Origin of the sequence: Rothia sp. HMSC069C10 (assembly GCF_001812205.1) — a bacterium.
Classification (GTDB): Bacteria; Actinomycetota; Actinomycetes; order Actinomycetales; family Micrococcaceae; genus Rothia; species Rothia mucilaginosa.
This window is the reverse complement of record NZ_KV808293.1, coordinates 33870-48212: the sequence shown is the minus strand read 5'-3', so window position 1 is coordinate 48212 and position 14343 is coordinate 33870. Positions and strand designations below refer to the sequence as shown.

Genomic DNA, 14343 nt, shown 5'->3' with positions numbered 1-14343 from the left:
TTCGTTGTCCAAGAAACGGGAGGCAGTTCACACCTGTAAGGCACCCTCCGGGGGCTTTCACGTATTGAGCTTATTAGCTTAGTCTTCGTTGATGAGGTCGCGGACCACGATGGTCTGGTCGCGGTCCGGGCCCACACCAATCGCAGAAATACGGCAGCCAGAAATCTCTTCCAGCTTCAGCACGTACTTGCGGGCGTTTTCGGGCAGCTCATCCAGGCTCTTCGCATCCGAAATGTTCTCGGTCCAGCCATCGTAGTACTCGAAAATCGGCTTAGCGTGGTGGAACTCGGTCTGAGTCATCGGCATCTCGTCGTGGCGCACACCGTCAACGTCGTAAGCCACGCAGACCGGGATCTTATCCAGGCCAGTCAGCACGTCCAGCTTGGTGATGAACAGGTCGGTGAAACCGTTGATGCGCACAGCCTGACGCGCCAGCACGGCGTCGTACCAGCCGCAACGACGCGGGCGGCCAGTGTTCACGCCGAACTCGCCGCCGGTGGTGCGCAGGAACTCGCCCATCTCATCGAACAGCTCAGTCGGGAAGGGGCCAGCACCCACGCGAGTGGTGTACGCCTTCTGAATACCAATCACACGGGAGATGCGGGTCGGGCCCACCCCCGAACCGACGCACGCGCCGCCGGAGGTCGGGTTGGAGGAGGTCACGAACGGGTAGGTGCCGTGGTCAACGTCCAGGAAGGTTGCCTGGCCGCCCTCCATCAGCAGGGTCTTACCCTCGTCCAGTGCCTTGTTCAGCAGCTGGGTGGTGTCCACAATCATCGGCTTCAGACGCTCAGCGTAAGACATGAAGTACTCAACGATCTCGTCAACCTCAACGTGGCGGCGGTTGTAGACCTTCACCAGCAGTTCGTTCTTCTGGCGCAGTGCGCCTTCAACCTTCTGACGCAGGATCGACTCGTCCAGGATGTCCTGAACACGGATGCCGAGGCGGCCAACCTTATCCATGTAGGTCGGGCCGATACCGCGGCCGGTGGTGCCGATAGCGCGCTTGCCGAGGAAACGCTCGGTCACCTTGTCCATGGTCTGGTGGTAGGGTGCGACCAGGTGTGCGTTAGCGGAAATCTTCAGGCGGGAGGTGTCAGCGCCGCGGGCCTCAAGGCCGTCAATCTCAGCGAAAAGAGCCTCGGGGTTAACAACCACGCCGTTACCAATCACGGGGACGGCGTTATCGCTCAGAATACCCGCGGGCAGCAGCTTCAGCTCAAACTTCTGGCCGTTCACCACCACGGTGTGACCGGCGTTGTTACCGCCGTTGGGCTTGACCACGTAGTCTACGCGGGGGCCGAGCAGGTCGGTTGCCTTACCCTTACCCTCATCGCCCCACTGGGCGCCCACAATCACGACAGCTGACATTTTGTGCTCCTTGAAAGCCTTGAAGATACGCACCGGATTTCACGGCGCGGCGGCGACCTACCGCCTCATGATCCGGGTAGGCACACCTCTTCTAATGATACCGTGCCCGCCCCTTTAAGTCCCGTGTTACGGGGCGGTAGGCGTGCCGGATCCGGTGCCGGTGAGCCTCACCGGGCACAGTAGCGCCCCCATCCGATATTCGGACGGGGGCGCTACCGGTATGAGCTTATGAAGACTACTTGATGATCTCGATGAAGGTCATCGGGTAGGTGTACTGCTCACCGCGGTTTGCGGCCAGAGCAGCCAGGCTGTGGAAGATAACCATCAGGATAGCCACAACCATCGGGACAACCCACAGGATGATGCCCAGGATGCCGAAGGTCAGAATAATCAGCAGCCAGGAAGCCATGCTGATGACCCACAGGGAGAAGTTGAAGTTGAACGCGCGGCGGGATGCTTCCTTAGTGAAGGAGTAACCGGGCTTGTCCTTGTAGATGAACCACATGACCAGCGGCGCGAGAATACTTGCGGATGCGAAGGACAGCAGAGACAGAATTGCAGAAGCCAGGTGCGCGAGCATCGCCATGTTCTGGTCGTCCTTGGAGGAGACTACGTAACCGTTGGGCTGCTGACCCGGCGCCTGCGAGTAGGAGGGTGCCTGCTGGGAGTACTGGTTGTACTGTTCAGGGTTCGGGTTCTGGGACATCGTTCTTTTCCTTAATCTATCGATGAGTGGATACAGCTAATCGTTGAGGCGCGGCTAATCATTGAGGCGCGGCGGCAGGCTAACTCGCCGTTCTCGGAGGGTGCCCGCCTCGCTCTACTTGGTCGCAACGCTCGTGATGGTTTCACCCTATCAAGGCAAAGTAAATGGAATATTAACCCTCGCCGGACAACAGACGAAGAAACCCGAATATGACACAAAAAGACGCCCCTGCCCCTCCACGCGGTGTTATGTACGTGGAGGGGCAGGTCGTTATACGGTGTGGGCTGGCCGAGGTTAGTCCTGTTTCTCTTCATCAGCGAGCGCAGGATGCGCGGCGGGCTTATGTAGTGCGGCAGCCTCGCGCTGTGCGGCGGCCTCGTGTAGCTTTGCGTGTTCTTGCTTTTTCAGAAACTCGTACACCGAGAAAGAATCCTCTTCTTCCTTCGTGAAGCCATTGACGCCCGTGTAGCCGTCCGGCAGGCGGTTGTACACGAGGTAGTACCAGAACTCGGCATGTGCCGTCTCTATTTTCTGGAGGAGTTCCCTCAGCTGATTCTTACGCTTCACCGCCTGAACAATACCCACAATCCATAGGATCGGCACCACAAACAACGATCCCACGCCGATAGTGATGAAGAAGAGCAGCATCGACATGCCAGCACTACTATCGAACATACTCACCAGAGGAACCAGCACAAACGGGTTCAGTATCAGCAGGACAATAAGCACGGTCTTCCAGAATGTGCGCTGACTCTCGATCTCTTCAATGTTGGAGCCAGCAAACGGATTATTGATGGGAACGTAGCCTACCGGCTGGATCATTGCCGCCCGCGAGGTGGGGTTCTCCTCATTCTTGACCGGGTTCAGGTGGGCAGCGCACGCCTGCATGGGTGCGGACTCGTCGTGCGAGCGGTCCAGCAGGCGCATTTCGATAAGTTCCGAGTCGGGGATGCCGAAGAACGGCTCAGGAATAACCGGCAGAATAGCGCCCGGTTGCAGACCGAGGTGTTCCAGCCGAACGTACTCGCCGTAGGCGTGCGTTGCCTGAGCCTGCTCTTGCTGAGCCTGTTCAGTGGAGGCGAGCGCTACCGGGTGGTTCGCCTCGTCGTCCTTGCGAGATTCGTGAGTATCTTCCGGGGTGTCTTCTGAGGTATCTTCTGAGGTGTCTTCCGGCTCGTCGATTTTGTCGGTGTCATGAGAGTCTTCGGGTTCGTCTTCTGAGTCTTTCCGCGCGGAGTCGTAGCGCTTGGGGGCACCCGGGTAAACGTATTCATAATCGGGGTCGGGGTGCTCTAGCTCTTCGTCTTCGATGTCGTCGGAGTTTTCGTGCAGCTCAGCGTCTTCTTGTTCTGAGGCCTGCTGATCCATGAGTAGCGTCATGTATTCCGGGACGGACTGGTCGGTGTCCCAGAGGGGCTGGTATGCCTCGTCCTTCTTTGCAGTTTTCCTCTTTGCGGCTTCATTCTTTACAGCGGGGCGGTCTGCCATGGTCATCTCCTTTGTTTACCAGACATACTCCTAGTGGCACCACCGTACCAGCGTGCGCTGGGCAGTCCCTTGAAACCTGCCTGATAAAAGCTGAGAAAAAGCCCCCGACAAGCGCAAACATGCACGTGTTAACACTGCCGGGGGTTCAGCACCACTGGAGCCCAGGGACCCACGGAAAGTCGGCTACGATGCATCCGCTGAGTTTGGAACAGGGCTTGAGGTAGGGCTCGGGGCACTCGGCGGCTGAGGGGCTGGCACCACGGAAGACATCGAAGACGCCGCGCCCAGGATTCCCTGCATCTCCTCGGCATCCCTAGGCAGGCGGTCATACACCAGGTAGAACCAGAACGACCCGAGAGGCATGGCCTTCCATTTCAGCGCCCGATACTTTCGGCTCACTCGGAGTAGCGCAAAAATCAGCGCACCAGCCCACAAGAACATGGGAAGACCCATCGTCAGCAGAGAAAGCATCAAGAAGTAGTAGAAGACATACCCACCGATCTGAGGGTCCCCTGTAACGGTAGCCAACAGAAGATAAGTCAGGGGATTAAACACCACACCCACGAAGAAGAGGGCAATGAGCTCAGGCCAGGCCTTCTTCCACAGGTCTGATCCGCGCACCTTGCCCGCAAGTGGGGTTGCTGAGATATACCCGATAGGTCGCGGAGTACCGACTACTTTCTCATCCATCCAGGCAGGAAAAGCGGTCGGCACCTGCCGGTGTGCAGATGCGCCAGCATCCGTGCCCATGGGGGACATGCGGCGCATCGTAGGGCCCGGGCGACCGTACAGCGGTCGGTTCAGCACCGGGTGCCCTGTCGCCGACGGGAAAAAGTTTGCAGCCTGCGCAGAGGGTGCGGGAGCAGAAACCGACAGAGCGGGCGCTGCAGAATCGGGCACAGCGGGACTGGGCGCTGTCAGGGCGGGTGTAACCGTATCGGCAGGCGCGGATGCAGAACGAGCCTTCTGTATCGCCAGGACCTCCTTCACCGGCTCGGGAATCTCCCCGGTCGGCGCGGCAACCAGCGTTCCATGAAGCAGCAAAGCCGAGTAATCGGGGGCGGGCTGATCCGTATCCCACAGGGGCTGATACCTGCTATCGCTCTTCTCGGTTGGGTTCTGAGGGTTTTTCGGTGCTTCGCTATGCTCCGCCACGGTGGTCTCCTCCAATGCTTGTCTGCTGTTATGTGTCTGTTGTGTTATCTACACTGTGTGTTCAGTGCGCGGGGGCTATCCCCCAGCTACTATCGGCGGTCATGATTCCTCCTCATCGCGCGATTCAAAGATGCGGTGTAGCAACGCCGTGGCTGAACCACCGTCAAGCGGGGTGCACTCGTACACCTGCCGGAACTCAAGATCGTGCTGAATCTTGTGCTGCCCGATGAACAGGCGCATCGACTCGACGGCATCCTCAACGGCCTTCAGAAACTTTCCTGCACTGAGAAACAGCAACCAGATTCCTACAACGACCCCAACCAGAATCAGCGGCGGAAAGTAAAAGAACGGCGCGAAGATATTCATCAGCACCAGCTCCATGCCTTCACTGATTTCTATATGGCTCTGGGAGAGGAGCACCGGACTCACCAGCGCGATAAAAAGAGACGACCAGAACGCCATCCGCAGTACCGGTCCCAGCACATACAAGGTGAAGCCGTCCCAATCAGTGAAGAAGCCCTTCGCATCGAAGGTTTCGCGCGACTTCTCCATGGGAACATAGCCCACCACCTCGCCAATCTGCCAGGCGGATGAGCTGTACTCGGTGAGGATGCCCTGCACCTCTCCTCTATGGATGCGTTCCAATAGTGAGCCGGGGCGGCCGTAAATAACCTGGGAGGACATCAGCAGAACAGAATCGTCGATGAAAACGCGTCGCTTGACCATGGTTCGGCCCTCCCTATCCCATCATTTTTGATAGATGTTCAATAGATGGTTTTACAGTAACAACCGAACCTGAAAAGAACCTGAACCCAAATGCAAATGAAAAACGTGAAAAAGAAAAGGGTCGAACATGTCCACAATTTGATGCATTTAGAAGTAATAAACGCTTCACAAGCCATTTTGAGGTGTATCCTAGTTCACATCTAGTGTGTTCCAGTTCAGCTGGAACCCACCAGAACAACACCACAAGCCTCCCAGAAACACCCCGGGAGCCAAGCAAAGGAGCACCGTGACACACACCGCCTCCCCAAACCCCCGCGGCCGGTCGCATCGACGCCGAATCGGCAGCGGGCTACTCACCCTCAGCATGGCGCTGAGCCCCCTCGCAGCCCTGGGCACCACCGCCCACGCCGCGGAAGACCCCGACGCCGTCAAGCAGGTACTCAGCGAAAGCATGAAGAACGCCAGCGGCACCGTCACCGCCTTCGTCCGCTTCAAGGGTAAGGGCGCCTTTGAACAGACCCAGCCCGCAGGCGTACGCGCCGGCGTGCAGGCACCCGTCAATACCAGCTCACAGGTGCAGGCAATCGCCTCCCAGGTGCAGAGCCAGGCACAGCAGGTCAGCAGCCAGTCCGGCGCGCAGGTCCTCTACACCACCCACAACGCAGTACGCGGCGTGGCAGTGCGCGGTGACGCAGATTCCATCAAGGCACTCGCCAACCGCCCCGACGTAGAGAAGATCTCGCCCATCCTGCCCAAGTACCGCCAGAACGCGGGCGCCGCCATTGACGCAGGCTCCCTCGCCACCTGGACCGGCACCACCAACCCCGCCGGCGCGGGCGGATACACCGGCAAGGGCGTGAAGATCGCCGTCATCGACTCCGGCATCGACTACACCCACACCGACTTCGGCGGTAGCGGCAAGCTCGAAGACTACGAGAAGGCATCCAAGCTCACCGAGCTGCCCTCCGCAGACTCCGGGCTCATCAACCGCACCAAGGTTGCTGGCGGCTACGACCTCGTTGGTGACGCCTACGACGGCACCAACACCGCAACCCCCGACGGCAACCCGCTCGACTGCACCACCGGCGGCCACGGCACCCACGTGGCGGGTACCGCGGCAGGCTACGGCGTGAACTCCGACGGCACCACCTTCACCGGCGACTACAGCAAGCTCACCGCAGAGCAGCTCAAGACCATGAAGATTGGCCCCGGTGTTGCACCCGACGCTGAAATCTACGCCTTCCGCGTCTTCGGTTGCAGCGGCAGCACCAACGTCGTTATCGAGGCGCTCGACCGTGCCCTCGACCCCAACGGTGACGGCGACTTCTCCGACCGTGTGAACGTGGTCAACATGTCCCTCGGTGGCGAATTCTCCCCGCAGGACGACCCCGAAGCCTACGCCGTTGACGCGCTCACCCGCGCCGGCGTGCTCTCCGTGATCTCCGCAGGTAACGCCAACGACTACAGCCTGCGCGGCGACACCTACTCCAACTCCGGTCACCCCGCCACCGCAGCCAGCGCAATCACCGTAGCTAACGCCTACGGCTCCACCCGTGCTGTGGATGCGGCAGAGCTGACCGACCCCGCCACCGGCACCACCCGCAAGGTACGCGGCGATTACAGCGTCTCCTACCCCTGGGCACAGACGGGTAGCAAGGAATTCACCGGTGAAGTCACCGCAATCTCCGAGAACAACCGCTACGCTTGCAACGCCCTCAGCACCGACGAAGCGGCAGCTGTAAAGGGTAAGTGGGTTCTCATCGACTGGGCTAAAGATGACGGTGAGCTCGCCTGCGGCTCCAAGGTGCGCTTCGACAACCTGGAGGCGGCAGGCGCCAAGGGCGTGCTGCTTGCAGGCAATGACGAAGAGCCCGGCCTGGGTATTGCCGGTAACGATACCCTGCCCGGTTTCCGCCTGGCAGCATCCGCCGCTAAGGACCTGCGTGCACAGATCACCGCAGCAGAAGCGGCAGGTAAGCCCCTGACCGTGCGCCTCGGCAACGAGCTGAAGTCCTCCCTGCGCGTGGACACCGATAAGCTGGATCAGCTGAACCCCATGAGTGCCCGCGGCTTCCACGGCAGCTACGGCTACACCAAGCCCGACATTGCGGCACCCGGCTCGTACATCACCTCCGCGGCGGTGGCGACCGGTAACAACTCCGTGACCTTCAGCGGCACCTCCATGGCGGCACCCTACGTGACCGGCTCCGCCGCCCTGGTCATGCAGAGCCACCCGACCTACACCCCCGCACAGGTCAAGTCCGCCCTCATGAACACCGCAACCCACGATGTGCGCACCGAATCCGGTGCCGCATACGCGGTGGACCGTGTGGGCGCCGGACGAGTCGACACCCTCGCTGCCGTGCAGTCGAAGTCCCTCGTCTACAACGCTGACAAGAGCGGTACCGTGTCCCTGAGCTTCGGTGTGCTCGAGTACGCACCGGATGCTGGCGTTCAGACCCTCACCCGCGAGGTGACGGTTGAGAACACCGACTCCGTGGCGCACACCTACGCCCTGTCCTACGCTGAAAGCACTAATATTCCCGGCGTGGAATACTCCTTCCCCTCCGCGGTCACCCTCGCACCCGGTGAAACTAAGAAGTTCGAAGTCACCGTGCGCATCGACCCGTCCAAGCTGGAGAAGACCCGCGACACAGCAATGGACACCACCCAGAACGCAACTGACTACTACACCGGCAACGAAATCGTTCCCGAACAGTACCGTCAGTACATTGCCAGCGCATCCGGCCGACTCGTCCTCACCGAAGACGGCACCAAGGCACTGCGCCTGCCCGTTCACGTGGCACCCAAGCCCGTGAGCACCATGCACGCTGCCGAAGACACCGTCACCTTCACCCAAAAGCCCTCCAGCGACGAGGCACAGAAGGCAGACACCGGCTGGACCAAGTCCCAGATCTCGCTGCGCGGCACCGAGGTCAACCAGGGCGGCTACCGCTCCCTGCTCGGCGCGTTCGAGTACGGTGCGAGCGTGGACCGTGTGGCTCCCACCTCCCTGTCACTGAACAGCAACGTTAAGGCGAACCTGCAGTACGTCGGTGCTTCCTCGGATGCGCCCGCGCTGAAGGCAGCCGGCGGCAACGCTGATGACGGCACCCTGCGCTTCGGTATCTCCACCTGGGCGAACTGGGATGTTGTCTCCTACGAGAACACCTTCACCGTAGAAATCGACACCGACGGCAACAACCGCGCCGACTACAAGCTGGTCACCGACCGCGCTAAGGGTCTGGACTACCCGCTGGTTCGCCTCTACGGCTACAAGAACGGCAACCTCGTCGAGCTCGGCTACTACCCGCTCAACGGCGCCTGGGGTGATGTGGACACCAACATGATGGACACCAACACCCTCATCATGAGTGCACCCCTCAAGGATCTGGGCCTGACCAGTGCAAACAACCCGGACATCCAGTACCGAGTCAGCGCAACCACCCAGTACGAGTGGGGTAACGTCAGCGAAACCGGCTGGATCAAGTACCGCCCCTTCAGCCCCAAGCTGTGGTTCAGCGGCGATTCCTCCGCCGTGGCTGGCCTCCACCCGGATGCCTCCACCACCACCCTGACGGCGCACCGCTCCGCTGACGCAATCCCCGCGCTCGGCGAATCCGGCGCACCCGCCAAGGCGCTGCTGCTGCACCTGCACAACGGCACCGGCGACCTCTCCGGCACCAACGGCGCCAAGGGCAACCGCGCCGAGGTGCTGAACGTCAAGGAGCAGCAGGACGAGTACATCACCCCGTCCCGCTTCACCGACGTGAAGTCCGGTGACCAGTTCTACACCGAAATCTCGTGGCTGGCTCAGCGTCGCATCACCACCGGCTACCCGGACGGCACCTACCGCCCGCTGGAGTCCGTTGAGCGCGGCGCGATGGCGGCGTTCTTCTACCGCATGCAGGGTTCCCCGCAGTTCACTGCCCCCTCCACTCCGAGCTTCAAGGACGTGCCCACCACGCACCCCTTCTACAAGGAGATTGAGTGGATGAAGGCTCAGGGCATCACCACCGGCTACTCGGACGGCACGTTCCGCCCCTCCGCACCGGTGAACCGTGACGCCATGGCTGCGTTCTTCTACCGTGCAGCGGGTTCCCCGCACGTAGATCTGCCCGCAACCAGCCACTTCAGCGATGTTTCCACCGATAACCAGTTCTACCGTGAAATCACGTGGCTGGCTTCGAAGGGCATCAGCACCGGCTGGCCGGACGGCACCTACCGCCCGGTGACCCCCATTGCCCGCGACGCAATGGCTGCGTTCATCTACCGCTACACCGAGAAGGTTGCTAACCAGGCCGGCCGCTAGACGGTAGCGAATGGTTCGGGTCCTCTCCCACCTCCTGCATGGGGTGGGAGGGGTACCTGGAACCGGCAGGCTCCGGGGCCTGAAGACCCCGGAACCTCTCAAGTTTTGGTGGCGGTTTCACCGGCGGATGCACTCACTCGTCGTCTGCCGGTGGGGCCGCCTCCGCGTATCACCGATACACAACCACAGAGCACACAGCATTACCGAAAAATAGAAAATCCGAAGGAGGATTCCATGACAACGCCTCATGCGCCACGCCGCAGAATGAAGGCTGTCGGTGCGACCGGTTTGAGTGCAGCTCTTGCCCTTACTCTCGGCGTTCCCGCCACTTTCTCTGCAGCTCACGCTCAGAGCCCCCAGCAGGTCGAAGGAAGCACTGCGAGCGCATCCGGTGACGCTGCCTCGCGTATCAGCCCGGGCCTGCAGAAGGCTGAAGGCCAAATCACCGTGTATGTGCAGTTCAAGGGCAAGGGCGCGTATGAGCAGACCCAGTCCGCGGCTGTTCTGGCACGTAAGGAGGCGCCGGCGAACCGTCAGGCGCAGGTGCAGGCTATTGCAGCTCAGGTGCAGTCGCAGGCTCAGTCTGTGGCGGCTGCTTCTGGCGCGAAGCTGATGTACACCACGCATAATGCGATGCGTGGTGCGGCGATTACTGGTGATGCTGCGCAGATTCGTGCGTTGGCGGAGCGCCCGGATGTGGAGCGTATTTCGCCGATTATCGCGAAGGAGCGTATGAACTCCGGTAGCGAGATTGATACGAAGACTCTTGCCACGTGGACTCGTGAGAATACGGGGTACACGGGTAAGGGCGTGAAGATTGCGGTTGTTGACTCTGGTGTTGACTATACGCACGCTGATTTTGGTGGCCCCGGTACGGTGGATTCGTACCTGAAGGCTAAGGCGATGACGGAGCTTCCGTCCGCTGATTCGGGTCTGATTGATCGTAATAAGTTCATTGGCGGCATTGACTTGGTCGGTGATGACTACAATGCGTCGGTGGCTGAGAAGTCGACTCCGCAGCCGGATAATAACCCGCTGGATTGCCGCCCGGATGGTTTCGGTTCTGGCGGTCACGGCACGCACGTGGCGGGTACTGCCGCCGGTTATGGTGTGACGGCGAACGGTACGACTTACCGTGGCGATTACAAGAACCTGACGGAGGAGCAGCTGAAGGGCATGTCTATTGGCCCCGGTACTGCTCCTGATGCTCAGATTTTGGCGATTCGTGTGTTCGGTTGCTACGGCAATTCGAGTGTTGTGATGAAGGCGCTTGATACCGTGATGGACCCGAATGGTGACGGTGATTTCTCTGACCGCGCCGACATTGTGAACCTGTCGCTCGGTGGCGAGTTCGCTCCGGCTGACGACCCTGAGTCGTACATGATTAATACGATGGCGCGCCAGGGTGTGTTCACTGTGGCTGCTGCCGGTAACGCCAATAACTACAACGGTGTGGGTGACACCTACTCCGATTCGGGTAGCCCGGCGAATGCGGCTGCGGCGCTGTCGGTGGCGAACGCCTACGGCTCCACTCAGCCGATTGACCGTGTCCGCGCGACCACGAAGACTGGTTTGGAGTGGTTGCAGGGTGATTATTCGGTGAACTTCGATTATTCGAAGGCGTCCGCTGATCAGCTGCGCGGCGAGGTTGTTGCCGCGCCGAAGCGTAACCGTTACGCTTGCGAGGCTTTCACCGCTGAAGAGGCGAAGGCTTTGAAGGGTAAGTGGGTTTACTTCGAGTGGGATCAGGACGATTTGACGTTCCCGTGCGGTTCGAAGGTGCGTTTCGATAACGTTCAGGCTGCCGGCGGTGTTGGCGTGGTGATGGCCGGTAAGGCTGAGCGCTACACGATCGGCATTGGTGGTAATGCGACCATTCCGGGTCTGCGTCTGACTGCTTCTTCGACGAAGGACCTGGAGAAGGCTCTGGCAGCCGGTCCGGTGACCGTTGAGATGAACCTGGATTACAAGGCTTCGGGCCGCGGTCCTCACTCGCACGCTTTTGATTTGAATTCCTCGAGCGCTCGCGGTCAGCACGGTTCTGATGGCTTCATTAAGCCTGACCTTGCGGCACCGGGTACTGAGATTGTGTCTGCCGCTGTGGGTATGGGTAATAAGGGCGTTTCCTTCACCGGTACCTCCATGGCGACCCCGCATGTGACCGGTATTGCCGCTCTGGTGATGCAGGCGCATCAGGATTACAACCCGCAGATGATTAAGGCTGCGCTGATGAACGGCGCGTCCACCCCGATCAAGAATGAGCAGGGTGCGCAGTACGCGGTGGATCGTGTGGGTACGGGCATGGTGAATGCTCGCGCAGCCGTGGACGCGAAGGTCATTGCGTACGATGCGAAGACCCCCGAGCGTGTTTCGACCGCGTTTGGTGTGCTGGAGTACACCCCCGATTCGGGTATTCAAACTGTTCAGCGTGAAATCGTGCTGGACAACACCGATTCGCAGGCTCACACCTACACTCTGAGCTACGAGGCAAGCACGACCATCCCGGGTGTGGAGTACTCCTACCCGCAGCAGGTGAGCGTGGGCGCCGGTGAGCGTAAGAACGTGACCGTGACCGTGCGTATTGACCCGTCCAAGCTGGAGAAGACCATGGACCCGGCGATGAGCGCCGACCAGGTCGCTCAGGACTGGACGACCGGTAAGACTCTGGCTGCTGGTAAGCGCCAGTACATTGCGAGCGCTTCTGGTCGCCTGATTTTCTCTGAGAATGGCCGCGAAGCGATCCGCCAGTCGATTCATGTGGCGCCGAAGCCTGTTTCGGCGATGCGTGTTGATGCGTCCCGTATTGACTACAAAGGCACTGCAGATAAGGAGTCCACGGTGACTCTGCGCGGTACGACCCTGAACCAGGGTGGTTACCGTTCGCTTCTGGGTGCGTTTGAGCTGGGTGCGGTCAGTGACCGCATTCCGTCCGGTCAGCTGAAGCTGCCGTCGAACCAGTCTGTTGACCTGCAGTATGTGGGTGCCGCCTCGGATGCTCCGGCTTTGAAGGCTGCGGGCAAGAACCCGAACGATGGTTCTCTGTTCTTCGGTATTTCGACCTGGGGCACCTGGGACACTATGCACTGGGGCCGTCAGGTACAGGTTCAGATTGATACGAACAACGACTCCGCCGCAGATTACGTTCTGGAGGTGACCCGCGAGAAGGGTCTGGACTACCCGCTGGTGAAGGTCTGGTCCATCTCCGGTAACGCATCCACCGTGGTGGCTCGCTACCCGCTGAACAACGCCTGGGGCGATACCGACACCAACATCATGGACACCAACACCATGATTCTGGGCGTGCCGCTGAAGGACCTGGGCCTGACCGCTGAGAAGGCTCAGACCATCAAGTACACGGTGCAGACCGACACCTGGCACAACGATGGCAACCCCTACGTGGACACCACCTCGGCTATCGAGTATTCCCCCTTCAACCCCGGTGTTTGGTTCACCGGTGAGGAGTCGGGCGTGCCCGGCCTGTTCGTGGACCGTGACGGCGGTCAGCTGACCGTTCACCGCAAGAACAACAACAAGGAGCGTCAGGCTCTGTTCCTGCACATGCACAACGCGACCGGTGACCTGAGCGGCCGTAAGACCGCTAACGGTGTTGCCGCTGGCGACCGTGCGCAGGTCGTGAAGGTGGCTCGCACCCTCCACGATGCACGTTTCACCGACGTTCCGGCGGATAACCAGTTCTACCGTGAAATCACGTGGATTGCTGCCCGTCAGATTGACCGCGGCTACCAGGACGGCACCTTCCGTCCGCTGAACAACATGGACCGCGCAACCATGGCTGCGTACTTCTACCGTATGAGCGGCTCGCCGCAGTACACCGCACCGTCCACCCCGAGCTTCTCGGATGTTCCGCTCAACCACCCCTACTACAAGGAGATTGAGTGGATGAAGGCTCAGGGCATCACGACCGGCTGGCCCGATGGTACGTACCGCCCGGAGGGTTCGGTGAACCGTGACGCGATGGCTGCGTTCTTCTACCGTTACGCGGGTTCGCCCGAGTACACTGCCCCCGCGCAGGCTCGTTTCACGGACGTTCCGACCGACAAGCAGTTTTACCGCGAGATTTCGTGGCTGGCTGAGCAGGGCGTGACCACCGGCTGGCCCGATGGTTCGTTCCGCCCCGTGGAGCCGGTGCACCGCGACGCTATGGCGGCGTTCGTGTACCGCTACAGCACGGGTGTGCTGAAGGAAAGCCCTGAAATCTAGAGGCACAGGATCTAAAAACCCTGAAATCTAGGGTTTGTAAGGTTCTACCGCTGTAGGTGCTACCTCAGCAGGTTTTACCGAGGGAGCCGTACCGTTGCAGTTTATCTGCGGCGGTGCGGCTCCCTTTTTCTGTGGTTGGGTGCTTTTTATTTACGTGTAATGTTCCGTAATACGATTCTGACTGGGTTATATAAAGAATCGTTGAGACAATAAGTGAAGGTTTCTTCACCATCGGCATGAACCTTGACGTTCACGCCGCACAGACGCACTGGAGGCGCACTGGAAACACAGTGCAGACGCACCGAAGCACTCTCGGTGCAGAACCCTTGCCGTACAGCTCTCCGAGTAGAACTCTCGGCGCAGA

At 60.1% G+C, this 14343-nt stretch carries 7 protein-coding genes; 2 read left to right on the top strand and 5 right to left on the bottom strand.

The window, feature by feature from the left end:
- Window positions 1-78 precede the first annotated feature (78 nt).
- From HMPREF2842_RS01845 to HMPREF2842_RS01825, 5 genes are all read right to left on the bottom strand, one after another.
- Entirely contained in the window at window positions 79-1371 is a 1293-nt protein-coding gene (locus HMPREF2842_RS01845; protein ID WP_012904286.1) for an adenylosuccinate synthase, read from the bottom strand.
- Between the two features lie 235 nt (window positions 1372-1606).
- Window positions 1607-2077, bottom strand: a complete 471-nt coding sequence (locus tag HMPREF2842_RS01840) for a DUF4870 domain-containing protein (RefSeq protein ID WP_012904287.1) — start codon at window positions 2075-2077, stop codon at window positions 1607-1609.
- Window positions 2078-2371: 294 nt separating this feature from the next.
- Window positions 2372-3565 carry a pyruvate ferredoxin oxidoreductase gene (locus HMPREF2842_RS01835; RefSeq protein ID WP_070642269.1) on the bottom strand — a complete coding sequence of 398 codons (1194 nt, stop codon included), beginning with the start codon at window positions 3563-3565 and terminating at the stop codon, window positions 2372-2374.
- 183 nt (window positions 3566-3748) lie between these two features.
- Window positions 3749-4720 carry a hypothetical protein gene (locus HMPREF2842_RS01830; RefSeq protein ID WP_070642265.1) on the bottom strand — a complete coding sequence of 324 codons (972 nt, stop codon included), beginning with the start codon at window positions 4718-4720 and terminating at the stop codon, window positions 3749-3751.
- 99 nt (window positions 4721-4819) lie between these two features.
- Window positions 4820-5446 (bottom strand): hypothetical protein, encoded by a 627-nt coding sequence (locus HMPREF2842_RS01825; protein ID WP_070642261.1) that lies wholly within the window; start codon window positions 5444-5446, stop codon window positions 4820-4822.
- A 364-nt stretch (window positions 5447-5810) separates the two neighbouring features.
- On the opposite strand from HMPREF2842_RS01825, the gene HMPREF2842_RS01820 reads away from it, so the two are divergent.
- Both HMPREF2842_RS01820 and HMPREF2842_RS01815 read left to right on the top strand, forming a co-directional pair.
- Window positions 5811-9758, top strand: coding sequence for a S8 family serine peptidase (locus tag HMPREF2842_RS01820; protein ID WP_371259993.1), 3948 nt, complete (start codon window positions 5811-5813; stop codon window positions 9756-9758).
- 234 nt (window positions 9759-9992) lie between these two features.
- Window positions 9993-13979, top strand: a complete 3987-nt coding sequence (locus HMPREF2842_RS01815; RefSeq protein ID WP_070642251.1) for a S8 family serine peptidase — start codon at window positions 9993-9995, stop codon at window positions 13977-13979.
- The last annotated feature ends 364 nt before the right edge of the window (window positions 13980-14343 follow it).

Excerpts from the sequence above, each read along its gene's own strand:
- HMPREF2842_RS01845 (WP_012904286.1), bottom strand. The coding sequence starts at position 1,371 with ATGTCAGCTGTCGTGATTGTGGGCGCCCAGTGGGGCGATGAGGGTAAG.
- HMPREF2842_RS01840 (WP_012904287.1), bottom strand. The coding sequence starts at position 2,077 with ATGTCCCAGAACCCGAACCCTGAACAGTACAACCAGTACTCCCAGCAG.
- HMPREF2842_RS01835 (WP_070642269.1), bottom strand. The coding sequence starts at position 3,565 with ATGGCAGACCGCCCCGCTGTAAAGAATGAAGCCGCAAAGAGGAAAACT.
- HMPREF2842_RS01825 (WP_070642261.1), bottom strand. The coding sequence starts at position 5,446 with ATGGTCAAGCGACGCGTTTTCATCGACGATTCTGTTCTGCTGATGTCC.
- HMPREF2842_RS01820 (WP_371259993.1), top strand. The coding sequence starts at position 5,811 with ATGGCGCTGAGCCCCCTCGCAGCCCTGGGCACCACCGCCCACGCCGCG.
- HMPREF2842_RS01815 (WP_070642251.1), top strand. The coding sequence starts at position 9,993 with ATGACAACGCCTCATGCGCCACGCCGCAGAATGAAGGCTGTCGGTGCG.